The sequence below is a fragment of the Pseudomonas sp. M47T1 genome (genome assembly GCF_000263855.1).
GTDB lineage: Bacteria > Pseudomonadota > Gammaproteobacteria > Pseudomonadales > Pseudomonadaceae > Aquipseudomonas.
In genome coordinates, this window is sequence record NZ_AJWX01000017.1 from 93,287 (window position 1) to 111,352 (window position 18,066).

At 63.2% G+C, this 18,066-nt stretch carries 16 protein-coding genes and 4 tRNA genes; 9 read left to right on the forward strand and 11 right to left on the reverse strand.

Translation table 11 applies throughout. From position 1 onward, the window contains the following. Window positions 1–74 precede the first annotated feature (74 nt). Together PMM47T1_RS18120 and PMM47T1_RS18125 are read right to left on the reverse strand one after the other, a co-directional pair. Window positions 75–752: an energy-coupling factor ABC transporter permease gene (locus PMM47T1_RS18120; RefSeq protein WP_008371542.1), complete on the reverse strand. Its 678-nt coding sequence runs from the start codon at window positions 750–752 to the stop codon at window positions 75–77. Further along, window positions 749–1,216: a hypothetical protein gene (locus tag PMM47T1_RS18125; protein WP_008371544.1), complete on the reverse strand. Its 468-nt coding sequence runs from the start codon at window positions 1,214–1,216 to the stop codon at window positions 749–751. Before PMM47T1_RS18125 ends, PMM47T1_RS18120 begins: the two co-directional genes overlap by 4 nt. A 111-nt stretch (window positions 1,217–1,327) precedes the next feature. Between PMM47T1_RS18125 and PMM47T1_RS18130 the strand changes: the two genes are divergently transcribed. The 5 genes from PMM47T1_RS18130 (at window position 1,328) to hutC (ending at window position 6,318) form a co-directional block, all read left to right on the forward strand. Further along, window positions 1,328–1,957: a DUF1780 domain-containing protein gene (locus PMM47T1_RS18130; RefSeq protein WP_008371546.1), complete on the forward strand. Its 630-nt coding sequence runs from the start codon at window positions 1,328–1,330 to the stop codon at window positions 1,955–1,957. Between the two features lie 191 nt (window positions 1,958–2,148). Continuing rightward, a complete protein-coding gene (locus PMM47T1_RS18135; RefSeq protein WP_008371549.1) occupies window positions 2,149–2,322 on the forward strand; it encodes a DUF3094 domain-containing protein in 174 nt (57 codons plus the stop codon). 63 nt (window positions 2,323–2,385) lie between these two features. After that, window positions 2,386–3,681, forward strand: coding sequence for an NAD(P)/FAD-dependent oxidoreductase (locus tag PMM47T1_RS18140; RefSeq protein WP_008371550.1), 1,296 nt, complete (start codon window positions 2,386–2,388; stop codon window positions 3,679–3,681). A 388-nt stretch (window positions 3,682–4,069) separates the two neighbouring features. Then, window positions 4,070–5,605, forward strand: coding sequence for a histidine ammonia-lyase (gene hutH / locus PMM47T1_RS18145; RefSeq protein ID WP_008371552.1), 1,536 nt, complete (start codon window positions 4,070–4,072; stop codon window positions 5,603–5,605). Continuing rightward, a complete protein-coding gene (hutC, locus tag PMM47T1_RS18150; protein ID WP_008371553.1) occupies window positions 5,602–6,318 on the forward strand; it encodes a histidine utilization repressor in 717 nt (238 codons plus the stop codon). The genes hutH and hutC overlap by 4 nt, the downstream gene beginning before the upstream one ends. A gap of 164 nt (window positions 6,319–6,482) precedes the next feature. On the opposite strand, the gene PMM47T1_RS18155 is transcribed toward hutC, so the two are convergent. The 7 genes from PMM47T1_RS18155 to rluD all read right to left on the reverse strand — a co-directional run bounded on the left by PMM47T1_RS18155 (window position 6,483) and on the right by rluD (window position 11,790). After that, window positions 6,483–6,559 (reverse strand) — tRNA-Pro (locus PMM47T1_RS18155). A gap of 97 nt (window positions 6,560–6,656) precedes the next feature. Then, window positions 6,657–6,732, reverse strand: a tRNA-Lys gene (locus PMM47T1_RS18160). Window positions 6,733–6,737: 5 nt separating this feature from the next. Next, window positions 6,738–6,814: transfer RNA gene (locus PMM47T1_RS18165), tRNA-Pro, on the reverse strand. A 10-nt stretch (window positions 6,815–6,824) separates the two neighbouring features. Then, window positions 6,825–6,900, reverse strand: a tRNA-Asn gene (locus PMM47T1_RS18170). A 353-nt stretch (window positions 6,901–7,253) separates the two neighbouring features. Next, window positions 7,254–9,818, reverse strand: a complete 2,565-nt coding sequence (gene clpB / locus PMM47T1_RS18175) for an ATP-dependent chaperone ClpB (RefSeq protein ID WP_008371554.1) — start codon at window positions 9,816–9,818, stop codon at window positions 7,254–7,256. 278 nt (window positions 9,819–10,096) lie between these two features. Beyond that, the gene (gene pgeF / locus PMM47T1_RS18180; protein ID WP_043301237.1) at window positions 10,097–10,831 is read right to left on the reverse strand and encodes a peptidoglycan editing factor PgeF; all 735 of its coding nucleotides are present in this window, start codon (window positions 10,829–10,831) and stop codon (window positions 10,097–10,099) included. Next, window positions 10,828–11,790 carry a 23S rRNA pseudouridine(1911/1915/1917) synthase RluD gene (rluD, locus tag PMM47T1_RS18185; protein WP_008371556.1) on the reverse strand — a complete coding sequence of 321 codons (963 nt, stop codon included), beginning with the start codon at window positions 11,788–11,790 and terminating at the stop codon, window positions 10,828–10,830. Before rluD ends, pgeF begins: the two co-directional genes overlap by 4 nt. A gap of 149 nt (window positions 11,791–11,939) precedes the next feature. On the opposite strand from rluD, the gene PMM47T1_RS18190 reads away from it, so the two are divergent. The 4 genes from PMM47T1_RS18190 (at window position 11,940) to PMM47T1_RS18205 (ending at window position 16,410) form a co-directional block, all read left to right on the forward strand. Next, window positions 11,940–12,965 carry an outer membrane protein assembly factor BamD gene (locus PMM47T1_RS18190; protein ID WP_008371557.1) on the forward strand — a complete coding sequence of 342 codons (1,026 nt, stop codon included), beginning with the start codon at window positions 11,940–11,942 and terminating at the stop codon, window positions 12,963–12,965. Between the two features lie 286 nt (window positions 12,966–13,251). After that, window positions 13,252–13,485, forward strand: coding sequence for a PP0621 family protein (locus PMM47T1_RS18195; RefSeq protein WP_008371559.1), 234 nt, complete (start codon window positions 13,252–13,254; stop codon window positions 13,483–13,485). After that, the gene (locus PMM47T1_RS18200; protein ID WP_008371561.1) at window positions 13,475–15,067 is read left to right on the forward strand and encodes a sensor histidine kinase; all 1,593 of its coding nucleotides are present in this window, start codon (window positions 13,475–13,477) and stop codon (window positions 15,065–15,067) included. Before PMM47T1_RS18195 ends, PMM47T1_RS18200 begins: the two co-directional genes overlap by 11 nt. A gap of 2 nt (window positions 15,068–15,069) precedes the next feature. Then, complete coding sequence (locus PMM47T1_RS18205; protein ID WP_008371562.1) at window positions 15,070–16,410, forward strand: sigma-54-dependent transcriptional regulator; 1,341 nt, start codon at window positions 15,070–15,072, stop codon at window positions 16,408–16,410. A gap of 120 nt (window positions 16,411–16,530) precedes the next feature. On the opposite strand, the gene thiO is transcribed toward PMM47T1_RS18205, so the two are convergent. Next, a complete protein-coding gene (thiO, locus tag PMM47T1_RS18210; RefSeq protein ID WP_008371564.1) occupies window positions 16,531–17,634 on the reverse strand; it encodes a glycine oxidase ThiO in 1,104 nt (367 codons plus the stop codon). A 24-nt stretch (window positions 17,635–17,658) separates the two neighbouring features. Beyond that, complete coding sequence (locus PMM47T1_RS18215) at window positions 17,659–18,060, reverse strand: type IV pilin protein (protein ID WP_008371566.1); 402 nt, start codon at window positions 18,058–18,060, stop codon at window positions 17,659–17,661. Window positions 18,061–18,066 lie beyond the last annotated feature (6 nt).

The window sequence follows — 18,066 nt, forward strand, 5'->3', positions numbered from 1 at the left end:
ATCTTCAGGGTTCACGCCGGCCAGCGCAGCCTGGCGGCAGCGGCTACAGAACTCCGCGCGCCATCCGGGGGGCATCACTCATCCTTCCACGGCGCCGCCAGGTACCGCGTGCGGTTAAAGGTTTCCAGCCACTCGGGGCAGAACACCACCAGCGCCGTGACGATCACCCCGTTGATGAACGCCTCGGGAAAGATCACCAGCCACAGATAGCCGACAAAGTCCCAGATCCACTCCGGCAGGGCGAAGCGCCCGTCCAGCCACAACAGCCCCAGCCCGGCGAACACGCACAGCAACGCCGCCAACGCGGCAGGAAAGAACCCTGAGCAGAAGATGTAGACGAAGGGATTCTTCGGCTGCGCGCGCTCCACCAGCACGGCACAGACTTCCGTCACCAGCACTGGCAGGCCGATCAGCAGCAGGCCGTTGATGCCGGCAGCCAGCAGGTCCTGGCGCCCCAGCAGCACCAGGCCCATCTGCGCGGCCAGGCCGCCGAGCAGCGCCAGCGGCCAGTCCAGCAGCAGGGTCACGGCGGTCATGCCGATGAAATGGTAGGACACCCCGGTGTCGAAATCGCGCCGCACCAGCCACAGCAGGAACAGCGCCAGCACCGTGCCGAACAGCAGGTGCTGGCGGCGGCTGTCACTGACCAGTTCAACCCAGGGCGCGCGCCAGGCGGCCCAGCCCAACACCGGTATATACAGGCACCAGCCCACGCTTAGCGTCGCGCCGGACAGCACCTGCGCGCTGATCATTTTTGCGCCTGTTCCAACGCCGTCTTCAACGCAGCGGCGTCGGTGAACGCGTGCTGGGCCACCACCCGCTGGTGGTCCAGTTCCAGCCACAGCACCGAGTCATCGGCCACGCCGTAGTTGGGAGCGATGCGGCCTTCGCGGTCGAGCACCACGCGGTAGTCGTAGGAACGCATGGACGGCAGCGCGAACATCCTGGCAATCAAGGCCGGCATGCGCTGGATGTCCGCCAGGAACACCGCCTTGCGCCCTTCCAGGTAGCCCTTGGGCTGGCCTTGCAGCGCGGCGTTGACCAGCTTGGCGCCGCCCATGTCGCGCGCCACCAGCAAAATGCGCGCGTCTTCGTTGAGGCTGTAGGGCGCGTCGAACTGGTCCAGCAGCGTCCACGGCGGCAACCGTTCACCTACCTCCAGGGCCATGGCCCAGCAGGGCAGCAGGCTGAGGAGCAACAGGGTCCAGAACTTCATGTGCAGGTTCCTCTGGCGAATGTGCTTGTTGGCAGTTTACACCCCACACCGTGACACAGCGTGTGCAAGTCATTCACGGCAAAGCGCATTTGACCCGCTAAGCTTGTGTGCATGGATGACTCAGATTACCTGCGCCTGCTTACCATCCAGGCCGAACAAGCCAATGCGTTCCTGTCCAATGCCCGCAAATGGGAGCGCGAGCGTTGGGTTTGCCAGCGCCTGCTGCAAGGGCTGAACATCCCCTACCGCAACGAGGAGTTCAACCCGGCCAACCAGGAGCCGCCCGACGTGCTGTTCCGCGAGGCCAGCTTCGAGGTGTTCTTCGTGCTCGACGAGGGCCGGCGGCTCAACGATGAATGGCGCGAGGAGTTGCAGCGGCGCCGCAGCGCCTTCTCTCTGGCCCAGTTGGTGCGTCGCGAAGCGCGGCCCAAGCGCATCGGGGCGCCGGAACTGCTGCAGCGCCTGGCGCCAACCCTGCGCAAGAAGTCCCACAACTACAAGGAACGCGGGCTGGACCTGGGCGAGCTGGACATCATTGCGTTCGCCAGCCTGAAGCGCGAGGTGCTGGACCTCAACAGCCATTTCCCGCCGCCCACCGAGTACCTTCGCCAGGGCTGGCGCTCGCTGTCGCTGGTGGGGCCCACCTTCGCCCGCGTGCTGTTCGCCCACCCCGATGCGCCGGATTTTCTGCGCAGCAACCTGGGGCGCAGTATTGTGTTTGATGTGGGCATCAGCCTGTAGCACTGCTTTATGTAGGAGCGGGTTCTACCCGCGAAGACGACACCGCAGTGCTTCAGATACTCCGTGGCGCTCTTTTCGCGGGTAGAACCCGCTCCCACAAGAGCTGCTACAAGGGGGTTGGGCTGTTATGATTTGCGCAGGGAACACTGTACTTTTCCCACAGTCAGAAGCGTCTACCTTAAGAGGTCACGATGAGCAGCCGTCTGAATCCCGAAGATCAGCAACGCGTGGATGAATACCTGCAACTGCCCCAGCACAAAGTCGAGCGCCGGCCCTTTCGGCCGTGGATGCTCCTGGTGCTGACGGTGGCCGTGACCGTAGGACTTGGCCTGTTGAGCCGCCTGATCAGTTACCTGGTGCTTTGAGCTGCCTTGCGCTCGCCCTTCCCACTGACCCACAGAATTCCGTAAACCTTATGAGTACTTTAAATGACACACCGTATCGTGATTGTCGGCGGCGGCGCCGGCGGCCTGGAGTTGGCGACCCGCCTGGGTAAAACCCTGGGCAAGCGTGGCACTGCCAGCGTGACCCTGGTCGACGCCAACCTCACGCACATCTGGAAACCGCTGTTGCACGAAGTGGCCGCAGGCTCCCTGAACTCCTCGGAAGACGAACTCAACTACGTGGCCCAGGCCAAGTGGAACCACTTCGAATTCCAGCTGGGGCGCATGAGCGGCCTTGACCGTGCCGCCAAACAGATCCAACTGGCCGCCACCCTCGATGAGAACGGCCTGGAGCTGCTGCCTGCACGCACCCTGGGTTATGACAGCCTGGTGATTTCGGTGGGCAGTACCACCAACGACTTCGGCACCCTGGGCGCGGCACAGAACTGCCTGTTCCTGGACACCCGCAAGCAGGCCGAGCGCTTCCACCAGCAACTGCTCAACCATTACCTGCGCGCCCACGCCACTGCCGATCTGGACAGCCAGATCAGCGTAGCCATTGTCGGCGCCGGCGCTACCGGTGTGGAACTGGCCGCCGAGCTACATCACGCGGCCCACGAGCTGGCAGCCTACGGCCTGAACAAGATCAAGCCGGAAAACATGCGCATCACCCTGATCGAAGCCGGCCCACGGGTGCTGCCTGCCCTGCCCGAGCGTATCGGCGGGCCGGTGCACAAGACCCTGGAAAAACTCGGCGTTACCGTGCTGACCAACGCTTCGGTCAGCGAAGTGGCTCCCGACAGCCTCAAGACCGCCGACGGCAAGGTCATCCCGGCCAGCCTCAAAGTGTGGGCGGCAGGTATCCGCGCGCCGGCGTTCCTCAAGGACATCGACGGCCTGGAAACCAACCGCATCAACCAGCTGCAAGTGCTGCCGACCCTGCAGACCACCCGCGACGAGAACATCTTCGCCTTCGGTGATTGCGCGGCCTGCCCGCAGAAAGGCACCGACCGCAACGTGCCGCCGCGCGCCCAGGCCGCTCACCAGCAAGCCTCGCTGCTGGCCAAGTCGCTTAAGCTGCGCATCGAAGGTAAGGATCTGCCGGAATACACCTACAAGGATTACGGCTCGCTGATCTCGCTGTCCAAGTTCTCGGCCGTGGGCAACCTTATGGGTAACCTGACCGGCAGCGTGATGCTGGAAGGCTGGCTGGCGCGCATGTTCTACGTGTCGCTGTACCGCATGCACCAGATGGCGCTGTATGGCACCTTCAAAACCATGATGTTGATGCTGGGCAGCCGCATCGGTCGCGGCACCGAACCGCGCCTGAAACTGCACTAACCCCAGCCCAACCTGCGGCCGCCACTACCCTGTAGCAGCGGCCGCAGGCCGCGTCACTCCCCCGTATTTTCTGACACCCCGCGTTTGCCGCAACGCAGCCTTCGGCAGCTTGCTACAGGCACCGCTATTCATCGTGACACCACCCCGCACCTGTGGGAGCGGGTTCTACCCGCGAAAACAGCACCGCGAAGTATCTGAACCACCACGCCGTCCTCTTCGCGGGCAGAGCCCGCTCCCACATGAAGACAGTTGCTACACCGCCCCCACAAAGACAGTGGCTGCTGTCTTAGTTGCGACAGGCTGCGCTTTACCGGCCACAGAGTGCTTGCTATACCTGTATATACAGGATTATATAGCTACCCTCTCAACCTGACATCAGGACACCGCCATGCCCGCCACCCTGCACATCCTGCCCGGCCATTTCGACCTCGACCAACTGCGCGCCATCTATCAGCACCAGGCTCCCTTCGAGCTCGACGCGTCGGCCCGGGATGTGGTGGCGGCCAGCGCCAATACCGTCAGCCAGATCATCGCCAATGAACGCACGGTGTACGGCATCAATACCGGTTTCGGCCTGCTGGCGCGCACTTCCATTGCCACCGACAAGCTGGCCAAGCTGCAACGCAACCTGCTGCTGTCCCACTGCACCGGCACCGGCCCGTTGCTGGATGACGCCAGTGTGGGCCTGATCATGGCGCTGAAAGTTGCGTCGCTGGCCCGTGGTTTTTCCGGTGTGCGCTGGGAGCTCATCGAGGCGCTGCGCAGCCTGTACACCGCCAAGGTGTTCCCGTGTATTCCGTCCCAGGGTTCGGTGGGCGCGTCCGGTGACCTGGCGCCACTGGCGCACATGTCTGCCGTGTTGATCGGTGTGGGCCGCGTGCGTCATGAAGGGCGTGAAATGGACGCCGTGGAAGGCCTGGCCATCGCTGGCCTGACGCCGCTGGAGCTGGGCCCGAAAGAAGGCCTGGCGCTGATCAACGGCACCCAGGTGTCCACCGCCCTGGCTCTGCGCGGCCTGTTTGCCGCCGAAAAACTGTTCAGCGCCGCCGTGGTGGCCGGCAGCCTGACCGTTGAAGCCCTGAAAGGCTCGGCCGTGCCGTTCGACCCGCGTATCCAGGCCGTGCGCGGCCAGCCGGGGCAGATTGCTGCCGCGGCCTACTACCGCGACCTGCTGGGCGCCACCAGCGAGATTCGCCAGTCCCACGCCGACTGCAAGCGCGTGCAAGACCCCTACTCCCTGCGCTGCCAGCCCCAGGTGATGGGCGCCTGCCTGGACCATATGCGCTTCGCCGCCGGTGTGTTCCTGCGCGAAGCCAACGCCGTGTCCGATAACCCGCTGGTGTTCAGCGCCGACGGTGACGTACTGTCGGGCGGCAACTTCCACGCCGAACCCGTGGCCATGGCCGCTGACGTGCTGGCCTTGGCCATTTCCGAAATCGGCGCGCTGTCCGAGCGACGCACCGCGCAACTGGTAGACCCGGCACTGTCCGGCCTGCCGGCCTTCCTGGTGCGTGAAGGCGGCCTGAACTCCGGCTTCATGATTGCCCAGGTCACCGCCGCTGCCCTGGCCTCGGAAAACAAGACCCTGGCCCACCCGGCGTCCATCGACAGCCTGCCCACCTCGGCGAACCAGGAAGACCACGTGTCCATGGCCACTTTCGCCGCCCGCCGCCTGCTGGACATGGCTGGCAACAGCAGCGCCGTGGTGGCCATCGAACTGCTGGGCGCCGCCCAGGGCATCGACCTCTTGGCACCGTTGAAAACCTCACCCAAGCTCACCGAAGTGATGGTCTTCATTCGTGAAGGCGTGGCCCATTACCACGAAGACCGCTACTTCGCCCCCGACATCGCCGCTGCTCGCAGTTGGGTGGAAGATGGCGCGTTCGGCCGCTGGCTGGCCTTTGCCGAGCTGTACCAGGGATGAGCTGCCGCCCCGCACAGGCGCTGTACCAGAAGGCCAAGGACTTTGTGCTGGACAAGGTTAACGCCGGGCAATGGAAACCCGGCGACCTGATTGCCTCGGAAAACCAGTTGGTGCAAACCCTGGGCATGTCGCGCATGACCGTCAACCGCGCCCTGCGCGAGCTGGCGGACGAAGGTCGCTTGGTACGGGTGAACGGCGTGGGCACCTTCGTCGCCGAAAACAAGCCGCAGTCGAACCTGATGCGCATCAGCAACATCGGCGACGAGATTCTCGCCCGCGGCCATGCCTATGAGTGCCGCATGCTGCACATGGGCCGCGAAGCTGCGTCGATGACCGTTGCCGCGGCCATGGGCCTGGCCACGGGGGCATCGGTGTTTCATCTGCTGTGCGTGCATCTGGAAGAAGGTGTGCCGGTGCAGTTGGAAGACCGCTACGTGAACCCGGAGCTGATACCGAAGTTGCTGGAACAGGACTTCGGTGCGCAACTGCAACCGGCACGTTACTTGTTGCAGGTGATTCGGCCCGACGAGATGGAACATATTGTCGAAGCCGGGCACCCTGGCGAAGAGGAAGCGAGGCTGTTGCAGATGGATGCGCAAGAGGCGTGCCTGGTGCTGCGGCGGCGCACCTGGAACGCGGAACGGGCGGTGACCTACGTGCGGTTGGTGCATCCGTCGTCGCGGTACCGGCTGGGTAGCCGCATGTCAGTCTGATTCTTGTGTTGTGGGAGCGGGCTCTGCCCGCGAAGGCCGCACTGCGAACCCGCTGGCAGACCGCATGGTGGTTTTCGCGGGCAGAGCTCGCCCCCACAGAGGCAAAAAACAAAACCAGCAGGCATAAAAAAAGGCGTCCACAAGGGACGCCTTTTTTCTGAAGATGGTCGGGGTAAGGGGATTCGAACTCCTGACATCCTGCTCCCAAAGCAGGCGCGCTACCGGACTGCGCTATACCCCGGTACAAAAAAGGCACCCATAAGGCGCCTTTTTTGATGCCTGGCGGTGTTACTCGACAGGTCTTTTTAAGATCTGACCCAGCGAACTGGAGTCAAAAATGGTGGGTCGTGTGGGACTCGAACCTACGACCAATTGGTTAAAAGCCAACTGCTCTACCAACTGAGCTAACGACCCAAAAATGGTCGGGGTAAGGGGATTCGAACTCCTGACATCCTGCTCCCAAAGCAGGCGCGCTACCGGACTGCGCTATACCCCGATATGAAATTTGGCTCCGTGACCAGGACTCGAACCTGGGACCCAATGATTAACAGTCATTTGCTCTACCGACTGAGCTATCACGGAACTATCAATTTCAGTACTGCAAGTTTCTAAGCTGTATTCCTACCGCTTCGAACTCGTTGGCTTTCCCGTATCGCTACGTTAGTGCCTCTGAGGCGCGCTATTCTACAACCTTCAAAACCCTTGTCAACCCCTAATTTTCATTCAACTTACTGAATTTCAAACTATTTTCAGACCGCCGTGTTGCCTGGTGATCTGTGGGTTGCCGTTACAGCGGGGCGAACTTTACTAAAGGCTTTTGAGAAATGCAAATAGAAACATGCATTTAGCTCAAAAAATTTGAAGAGCGCTGGCAAGCCCCTGTGGGCGCTGGCTTACCAGCAAGCCAGTTCCCACGAAAGCAGTAGCCTATGCCGTCAGGCGAAGACGATCTCGTCGCCTTCCACCGAGGCGGTCACGGTGCTGCCGGGCAGGAATTGCCCCGACAGTATCAGCTGCGCCAGCGGGTTCTCGATCCAGCGCTGAATGGCGCGCTTGAGCGGCCGAGCGCCGTACACCGGGTCGTAACCCACGGCAATCAGCTTGTCCAACGCCTCGTCGCTCAGCGTCAGGTTCAACTCGCGCTCGGCCAGGCGGCTGCGCAGGCGGCCAAGCTGGATTTGCGTGATGCCGGCGATCTGATCGCGGGCCAGCGCTTCGAAGATCACCACCTCGTCGATACGGTTGATGAACTCCGGCCGGAAGTGCGAGCTCACCGCGTCCATCACGGCCGCACGCTGAGCCTCACGGTCACCGGTCAACTCCTGGATCTGCGCCGAGCCCAGGTTGGAAGTCATCACGATCACGGTGTTGCGGAAGTCCACGGTGCGCCCCTGGTTGTCGGTCAGGCGTCCGTCGTCCAGCACTTGCAGCAACACGTTGAACACGTCCGGATGCGCCTTCTCGACTTCGTCCAGCAGCACCACCGAGTACGGTTTGCGACGCACGGCTTCGGTCAGGTAACCGCCCTCCTCGTAACCGACGTAGCCTGGTGGGGCACCAATCAGGCGAGCCACGGAATGTTTCTCCATGAACTCGGACATGTCGATGCGCACCATGGCCTCTTCGGTGTCGAACAGGAACTCGGCCAGCGCCTTGCACAGTTCGGTCTTGCCCACGCCGGTAGGGCCCAGGAACATGAACGAACCGCTTGGGCGGTTAGGGTCGGACAGCCCGGCGCGCGAACGCCGTACCGCGTTGGCCACCGCCACCACCGCCTCGTCCTGGCCGATGACGCGCTGGTGCAACAGGCTTTCCATTTTCAACAGCTTCTCGCGCTCGCCTTCGAGCATTTTCGAGACAGGAATGCCGGTCCACTTCGACACCACTTCGGCAATTTCTTCCTCGGTGACCTTGCTGCGCAGCAACTGGTTGTCGCTCTTGCCGTGCTGGTCGACCATTTGCAGGCTGCGTTCCAGGTCCGGGATTATCCCGTACTGCAGCTCGGCCATGCGATTCAGGTCGCCGCGGCGGCGGGCGGCTTCCAGTTCCTGGCGTGACTGTTCGATTTTCTGCTGAATCTGCGCAGAGCCCTGCACCTCGGCTTTTTCCGAGGTCCAGACCTCTTCAAGGTCGGCGTACTCACGCTCCAGCCGGGTAATTTCCTCGGTCAGTTTTTCCAGGCGCTTGATGGCCGCCTCGTCGTCCTCTTTCTTCAAGGCCTGGGATTCGACCTTGAGCTGGATCAGGCGGCGCTCCAGGCGGTCCAGCACTTCTGGCTTGGAGTCGATTTCCATGCGGATGCGGCTGGCGGCTTCGTCGATCAGGTCGATGGCCTTGTCCGGCAACTGGCGGTCGGTGATGTAGCGATGGCTGAGCTTGGCCGCGGCAATGATCGCGCCGTCGGTGATGGCCACCTTGTGGTGCACTTCATAGCGCTCTTTCAGGCCGCGCAGGATGGCGATGGTGTCTTCCTCGCTCGGCTCTTCCACCAGCACTTTCTGGAAGCGTCGCTCCAGCGCCGCGTCCTTCTCTATGTATTGACGGTATTCGTTCAGAGTGGTGGCGCCCACACAGTGCAGCTCACCGCGAGCCAGCGCCGGCTTGAGCATGTTGCCGGCGTCCATGGAGCCTTCGCCCTTGCCGGCGCCCACCATGGTGTGCAGCTCGTCGATGAACAGAATGATCTGGCCTTCCTGCTTGGACAGATCATTGAGCACGCCCTTGAGGCGCTCTTCGAACTCGCCACGGAACTTGGCGCCGGCGATCAGCGAGCCCATGTCCAAGGACAGCAGGCGCTTGCCACGCAGGCCGTCGGGCACTTCACCATTGATGATGCGCTGGGCCAGGCCCTCGGCAATGGCGGTCTTGCCCACTCCAGGCTCACCGATCAATACCGGGTTGTTCTTGGTGCGGCGCTGCAAGACCTGGATGGTGCGACGAATTTCGTCGTCACGGCCGATCACCGGGTCCAACTTGCCCTCTTCGGCGCGCTTGGTGAGGTCCACGGTGTATTTTTCCAAGGACTTGCGCGAGTCCTCGGCGTTGGCGTCGTTCACCGCTTCGCCGCCACGCAGGTTGATGATGGCGTTTTCCAGGGCCTTCTTGCTCACCCCCTGGCCCAGCAGCAACTTGCCCAGTTTGCTGTTTTCGTCCATGGCAGCCAACAACACCAGCTCGCTGGAGATGAACTGGTCACCTTTCTGCTGGGCCAGGCGGTCGGCCTGGTTGAGCAGGCGCGCCAGGTCCTGGGACATGTTGACGTCGCCGGTGGGGTTCTGGATTTTTGGCAGGCGGTCGAGCTCTTTGCTCAACTCCTTGCGCAGGCTGTTCACGTCGAAGCCGGTCTGCATCAGCAGCGGCTTGATGGAACCGCCCTGCTGGTCGAGCAGCGCCTGCATCAAATGCGCAGGCTCGATGGCCGGATGGTCCATGCCCACGGCCAAGGATTGGGAGTCGGATAAGGCTAATTGCAACTTACTGGTCAAACGGTCTATACGCATGAGTCACCTTCCTATAGGGGCAGGCCGGAGCGATGGACACACCTGATGAAGAAAAACCTGCCTGAGATACCGATATAGATGGGGGAGATTGTTCAGGATTCAAGCGGCAGTGGCTTGACCCAGGTCATGATTCGGTGGCGCCTGGTTCCCGAGCTTCGTCCGGTCCCACAAGGGATCGCATTTGGAATTAGTTGTGGGAGTGGGCTCTGCCCGCGAAAAGGACCCCGCGCACTCCAGCAGTCAGGCGGCGGCACATTCGCGGGCAAAGCCCGCTCCCACTATCCCAGCCAGATCAGCGAAGCGAAGCGCCCCGTCTGCGGCGCGCGCCGGTAAGAGAAGAAGCGTAGATCCTCGATGGTGCATTCACCACCACCGTACACGGCAGTAATGCCCATGGCCGCCAGGCGCAGGCGCGCCAGGGCGTAAATGTCGGCCAGGTACTTGCCGGGCTGGGCGCCTGGCACAAAGGCTTCGGCGGTTTCGGGGTGGCTGGCCATGAAGATGTCGCGCACCTCGGCCCCCACTTCAAAATTGCGCGGGCCAATGGCCGGGCCCAGCCACACCAGAATCTCGCTGGCCGGCACACCCAGGCTGTTGGCCGTGGCCTCCAGCACCCCGGCCGCCAGCCCACGCCAGCCGGCATGGGCGGCGCCCACGCGGGTACCGGCGCGGTCGCAGAACAGGGCCGGCAGGCAGTCGGCGGTCATCACCGTGCAGGCAATGCCCGGCGTCGACGTCCAGCTGGCGTCCGCCTCAGCGATCCCCCCAGGGTCGGCATGGGCCACGCTCACCCCGTGCACCTGCTTGAGCCAGGCCGGCTGGATACCAAACTGGCGGGTCAGGCGCGCACGGTTATCGGCCACCGACGCCGGGCTGTCGCCCACGTGGTCACCGAGGTTGAACGATTCGAAAGGCGCGACGCTGACGCCGCCCTGCCGAGTGGTGACGCAGGACCTGACGTTGGCCGGTGCCGGCCAATCGGGGAAAATCAGGTCCTGCATCAACTCACTCACCCGATGAACGCCTCGCGGTCCTGCTTGAGCAACGACAGCAGCCAGACGAAGTCGTCCGGCAGCGGCGATTCCCAGCTCATGCGCTCACCGGTGGTGGGGTGTTCCAGCTCCAGGAAGCGTGCGTGCAGGGCCTGGCGCGGGAAGGTCTTGAGCGCGTCGACCATGCTCGGGTTGGCCGCCGGCGGAATGCGGAAGCGACCACCGTAAGCTGGGTCGCCCACCAACGGGAAGTTGATGTGTGACATGTGCACGCGAATCTGGTGGGTACGGCCGGTTTCCAGCTTGACCCGCACATGGGTGTGGGAACGGAAGCGCTCCAGCACGCGGTAGTGGCTGACGGCAGGCTTGCCACCTTCCATCACCGCCATGCGCTGGCGCTGCTGGCCGTGGCGACCGATGGGCGCGTTGATCTTGCCCCCGGCGGTCACCACACCGATCACGATGCACTCATAAATCCGACTGACGGTACGGCTTTGCAGCTGGGTAACCAGTTTTGTCTGCGCCTGGATGGTCTTGGCCACCACCATAAGGCCGGTGGTGTCCTTGTCCAGGCGGTGCACGATGCCGGCGCGCGGGACGTTGACGATGTCCGGCACGTGGTGCAGCAAGGCGTTGAGCAGGGTACCGTCGGCGTGGCCGGCAGCCGGGTGCACCACCAGGCCCGCAGGCTTGTTGATGACCAGGATGTCGTCGTCTTCGTAGACGATGTCCAGTTCGATGTCCTGGGCGATCCACTCGCCCTGGGCTTCCTGTTCGGCGGAAAGGGCCAGGATAGCGCCGCCGTGAACGATGTCACGCGGGCGCAGCACGCCACCGTCCACGGTCAGGCGGCCTTCTTTGATCCAGGCGGATAGGCGCGAGCGCGAGTGCTCGGCGAACAATTGTGCGGCGACTTGATCGAGGCGTTGGCCGCCCAATTCGGACGGCACCTCTGCGCTAAGTTGTATGATCTCGGACATGCTCGGACTAGGCGGCGGCACAGCCTTTGGTTTCGGCTGCACGCTTGTGGTTAAATACGGCGTCTTTTGCCCCGAGGCTTCCACGGGGCGCTCATCATAACAGGACGGTCACGCCCAAGACAGCGGCCGTCATAGGGACGCAAGCCGCCATGCAAGTGAAACACCTGCTGCTGATCGCCATCCTCGGACTCACGGCCGCCTGTTCGTCGAAGAAGGAAGTGGTCGACGAAAACCTGAGCGAAACCGAGCTGTACCAGCAGGCGCAGGCCGATCTGGACAACCACAGCTATACCAGCGCCACCGCCAAACTGAAGGCGCTGGACTCCCGCTATCCGTTCGGGCGCTACGCCGACCAGGCGCAGCTCGAGCTGATCTACGCCAACTACAAGAACTCCGAACCTGAAGCGGCCAAGTCGGCTGCCGAGCGTTTCATCCGCCTGCACCCGCAGCACCCGAACGTGGACTACGCCTACTACCTCAAGGGCCTGACCTCGTTCGACCAGGACCGTGGCCTGCTGGCGCGCTTCCTGCCGCTGGACATGACCAAGCGTGACCCGGGCGCTGCCCGCGACTCCTACAACGAGTTCGCCCAGCTCACCAGCCGCTACCCCAACAGCCGCTACGCGCCGGACGCCAAGCAGCGCATGATCTACCTGCGCAACCTGCTGGCGGCCTACGAGATTCACGTGGCTGACTACTACCTGACCCGTCAGGCCTACGTCGCTGCCGCCAACCGTGGCCGCTACGTGGTGGAAAACTTCCAGGAAACACCGTCCGTCGGTGATGGCCTGGCCGTGATGGTCGAGTCCTACCAGCGCCTTGGCCTGGACGATCTGGCCAACACCAGCCTGGAAACCCTGAAGCTGAACTACCCGGACCACCCGCAACTGGTGGACGACAAGTTCGTGCCTCAGCAGCAGGAAGCGGACAACCGCTCCTGGCTGACCAAGGCCACGCTGGGCCTGGTGGAAACCAGTGCTCCGCTGCCACCGGGTGAAACCCGAGCCAACCAGGACGTGGTCAAGCAGTTCCAGGACGCCAAGGATGCCATCCCGCGCGACCTGCTGCCCAAAGACCAGGGCGGCACCGCCGAAGACGCTGCCAAGCCGGTAGACGACGCGCCGAAGAAAAGCCGTTCGATCTTCAGCTACATGACCTTCGGCCTGTTCGACTGAACAGCACCGCAGTAAAAAAGAGGCCTTCGGGCCTCTTTTTTTGTATCCGCAGAAATATATTGCCGCCCTGAAATATCTGTAGTCGCTGCCACCAGGCTGCGCCGGCCCGCATTTACACGGGAGATTTTCAGCGAGGCACCAGGCCAGCGCAGCCTGGCGGCAGCGGCTACCGGTATCGGCGTACCCAGGCCATCAAAAAGATATCACCGCCGATACCCATCGCCGCTTGTCCCACGCCCTACCCGCTCCTACACTGCCGCATCTCTCCCTGCTTGAGCTGTTGACCATGATTCGCCTGATTTTCTGGATCGCCATTGTCTTTGCCGTGTTGTGGCTGTGGCGCAAGATCAAGCCCACCCCGCGCCAGCCCGCCCAGCGCGGTGCCGAGCAGGCGCTGTTGATGGTGCGCTGCGCCCACTGCGGTGTGCACTTGCCGCAAGACCGCGCCCTCAGCAACGGCCAGCACTGGTATTGCACCCAGGCTCACCTCAACGAGGGCCCGGCCCCACGTGAGCGCTGAGACCTTCCAGCCCGGCGGCCCCCAGGCGCGGCGCATGCTGCGCCTGTATCACCTGTACCGCCTGACCATCGGCATTACCCTGATCCTGCTGATTTCCAGCGACATGGACGACAAGCTGCTGGAGCTGGCCAATGGCGTCTGGTTCCGCAGTGGCAGCTGGGCCTACCTGCTGCTCAACATCGCCGCTGTGATACTGCTGGAAAAACTGCGCCCGCCCGGCCACGTGTTCGCCTTGGCGCTGTTCGACATCCTGATGCTGTCCGGGCTGTTCTACGCCGGCGGCGGCACGCCCAGCGGCATCGGCAACTTGATGATTGCCTCGGTGGCCATGAGCAATCTGCTGCTGCGCGGGCGCAATGGCCTGCTGATTGCCGCACTGGGCAGCATCGGCATCATCTACCTGACCTTCTACCTGAACTTCCTGCGGCCCAACAACGTCACCAACTACGTACAGGCCAGCACCCTGGGCGTGCTGTGCTTTGCCGTGGCGCTGATGGTGCAGGCCCTGACGCGGCTGCTGCGGGTCAGCGAAAACCTGGCCTCACAACGCGCCAGCGACGTCACCAACCTGGAAGAGCTGAACGCACTGATCCTGCAGCGCATGCGCACCGGCATCCTCGTGCTGGACACCGTCAACCGCGTGCAACTGGCCAACGACGGCGCGCTCAAGCTGATTGGCCAGTATCACCTCAGCGGCCAGTTGATCGCTGCCTATTCGCCAGAACTGGTGGAACGCCTGCTGCAATGGCACACCAACCCCACGTTGCGCCTGCGCAGTATCAAGTTCACCCCCACCGGCCCTTCGGTGCAGCCAAGCTTCATCGCCCTTCGCCGTGGCGACCAGCAACAAACCCTGGTGTTTCTCGAAGACCTGTCGCAAATCGCGCAGCAGGCCCAGCAGCTGAAACTGGCCGCCCTGGGCCGCCTGACCGCCAGCATTGCCCATGAAATCCGCAACCCGCTGGGCGCCATCAGTCATGCCGGCCAACTGCTGCAGGAATCAGAGAGCCTGGACCCGGCCGACCTGCGCCTGACCCAGATCATCAAGGACCAGTCCAAGCGCATGAACCTGATCATCGAGAACGTGCTGCAACTGTCTCGCCGGCGCCAGGCCGAGCCCCAGATGCTGGACTTGACGGTATTTGTGCAACAGTTCCTGGAACACTTCCGCACCAGCGCCACCCCGCGCCAGGCCCTGCACCTGTACGTCACCGACGGGCCGATCGAAACCCGCATGGACCCGCACCACCTGACCCAGGTGCTGACCAACCTGGTGGAAAACGGGCTGCGCTACAGCGCCCATGCCCACGGCCAGGCACAGGTGTGGCTGAACCTATTCGTGGAACCGACCAACGGCCTGCCTATTCTCGACGTACTGGATGATGGTCCCGGGTTTTCGGCCGATCAACTGCAACACATCTTCGAACCTTTCTTCACCACCGAAACCAAAGGAACAGGATTGGGCCTCTACATTTCCCGTGAGCTGTGCGAAAGCAACCAGGCGCACCTAGACTACAAACCACGTGAACGCGGTGGCAGCTGCCTGCGGATCACGTTCGCCCATGCACGGAAGCTGAGTTGAACATGAGCCAACGGCAGAAGATCCTGATCGTCGACGATGAACCGGATATCCGCGAACTCCTGGAAATCACCCTGGGCCGGATGAAGCTCGACACGCGCAGCGCGCGCAACGTCAAAGAAGCCCGCGACTGGCTGGCCCGCGAGCCCTTCGACCTGTGCCTGACCGACATGCGCCTGCCCGACGGCACGGGCCTTGAGCTGGTGCAGCACATGCAGCAACGCTTTCCGCAACTGCCAGTGGCGATGATTACCGCCTACGGCAGCCTCGACACCGCCATCAACGCTTTGAAGGCCGGCGCCTTCGACTTCCTGACCAAACCGGTGGACCTGCCGCGCCTGCGCGACTTGGTCACCACCGCCCTGCGCCTGCAAGGCCCGGCGGGTAGCGAGCAGAGCATCGATGACCGGCTGCTGGGCGATTCACCGCCCATGCTGGCCATGCGCAAACAGATCGGCCGCCTGGCCCGCAGCCAGGCGCCGGTGTACATCAGTGGCGAGTCGGGCAGCGGCAAGGAACTGGTAGCACGCCTGATCCACGAACAGGGCCCGCGCGCCGAGTTGCCGTTCGTGCCGGTGAACTGCGGGGCCATTCCCTCCGAGCTGATGGAAAGCGAATTCTTCGGCCATCGCAAAGGCAGCTTCACCGGTGCCATGGAGGACAAGCCAGGGCTGTTCCAGGCGGCCAGCGGCGGCACCTTGTTTCTGGATGAAGTGGCTGACCTGCCACTGGCCATGCAGGTCAAACTGCTGCGCGCCATTCAGGAAAAGGCCATTCGCAGCATTGGCGGCCAGAGCGAAGTGGTGGTGGATGTGCGCGTACTGTGTGCCACCCATAAGGATTTGAACGCCGAAGTGGCCGCCGGGCGCTTCCGCCAGGACCTGTACTACCGCCTCAACGTTATCGAACTGCGCGTGCCCTCGCTGCGCGAACGCCGGGAGGACATCCTGCTGCTGGCCACCAAGGTGCTCAAGCGCCTGGCCCAGGGCAGCGGCCTGCCGCCGGCGCAACTGAGCCCGGCAGCGCTGGAAACCCTGAAGGGCTATCGCTTCCCCGGCAACGTGCGCGAACTGGAAAACATGCTGGAGCGGGCTTACACCCTGTGTGAAAACGAACGTATCGAAGCCAGCGACTTGCGCCTCACCGAATCGGCCCCGGTGGCCGAAAACGGCGTGCCGGACCTGACCAACGTGGACAACCTGGAAGACTTCCTGGAAACCATCGAACGCAAACTGATCTTGCAGGCCCTGGAAGAAACCCGCTGGAACCGCACGGCAGCGGCGCAGCGCTTGAACCTGTCGTTCCGTTCGATGCGCTACCGCCTCAAAAAGCTCGGCCTGGAATAACCCCCCCACCTGCGCCCCGGAGCTGCTGCCAGGCTGCGAAGGCCCGCACAGGGGGCCCGCGATCAACCTGACACCGCCAAAGGTCCTGCAAACCTCTTAGCAGCCTGCGCCAGCTACGGGTTACGCCAAACGGCCTGCTGGCGCGTAGGGAGCGGGATCGATGATGGGCTCGCGACCCAGCATCAGGTCAGCAAACAATTGGCAGGACGCCGGCGCCAACACCAGGCCGTTACGGTAGTGGCCGCAGTTCAGCCACAGCCCCTCGACACCCTCCAGTGCACCAATAAATGGAATGCCCTCCGGCGAACCCGGCCGCAATCCCGCCCAGTGCTTGACCGGCGTGGCATTGGCCAACGCCGGCAGCAGCTCAATGGCCGAGGCCTTCAGGCTTTCCAGCGCGCTGACGGTAGGCGTCTTGTCATAGCCCTCATGCTCCAGCGTGCTGCCCACCAGAATGTGACCGTCGCGACGAGGAATCGCATAGCGCCCCTTGGCCAGCACCATGCTCGGCAGGAAGTCCGCCTCGCACTTGAACAGAATCATCTGCCCCTTCACCGGCTCCACCGGCAAACGCACGCCCAGGCTTTCCAGCAAATCACCACTCCAGGCACCCGCCGTCAGCACCACCTGATCGGCGCGCAGCTCGCCCTGCGCCGCGTCGACACCGACGATGGCCTGGCCATCACGCAGGAAGCCGCGCACTTCGCAGTGCTCGCGCACGGTCACGTTCGGCTGCGCCGATAGCGCCGCTTTCAGCGATTTCACCAGGCGCGGGTTGCGCACATTGGCCACGTCGGCCATGTAGATGGCGCTGCGGTAGCCACCGCCCAGCACCGGCACGCCGTCGTAGGCCGCCGAAATATCCACCTTGCTCAGGGGCCGGTTCAGGCGCGCTGCCCAGGCCAGCGCTTCGTCTTCATCGGGCAGGTCCAGCCAGTACAGGCCAGTGGTGTGCACCTCGGGGTCGATGCCGGTGTCGGCGAACAGCCGCGCGCCCAACTGCGGGTAGAAGTCCTGGGACCAGTGCGCCAGCGCCGTCACCGCCGGGCTGTAGCGCCAGGGGTACAGCGGCGAGACGATGCCGCCACCGGCCCAGGACGATTCCTGGCCTACGCCTGCGCGGTCCAGCAGGGTGATGCGGGCCACGTGGGGGGCCAGGTTCAGGGCGGTCAGCAGGCCGATGACGCCGCCGCCGATGATGATGAGTTCTTGTTGTGTGGGCATGGTTGGTCCAGGATCAGAGGGCACTCAACGGCCCCAGCATTTGGCGACGGTCATGGGGGCAGTGCCAGTGATGGTGCGGGTGCCGTCCTGCGCAAGGGTGAAGGTACCGCAGGCGTCGTTGGCCATGAGCGTACCGGCAATCGGCACAGCTTGCAGGGTGTAACCTGAAGCGCTAGGCGCAACGGAAAAACTCACGGTGTACCAGGCGTTGCTGGCCGGGGAGGTGAAGTTGACATAAGTACCGTACTTCGAATACCAGCGCTCCAGGTTCTGCGCAGTCTCGGACATCAGCTCGGTGATCTCGGCACGGTGCGTTCGCTGCACATAACTGGTGTACGACGGATAGGCAATTGCAGCGAGGATGCCGACAATAGCCACCACAACCATCAGCTCTACCAGCGTGAAACCCAGAATCTTTCGTTGCATGTTCAC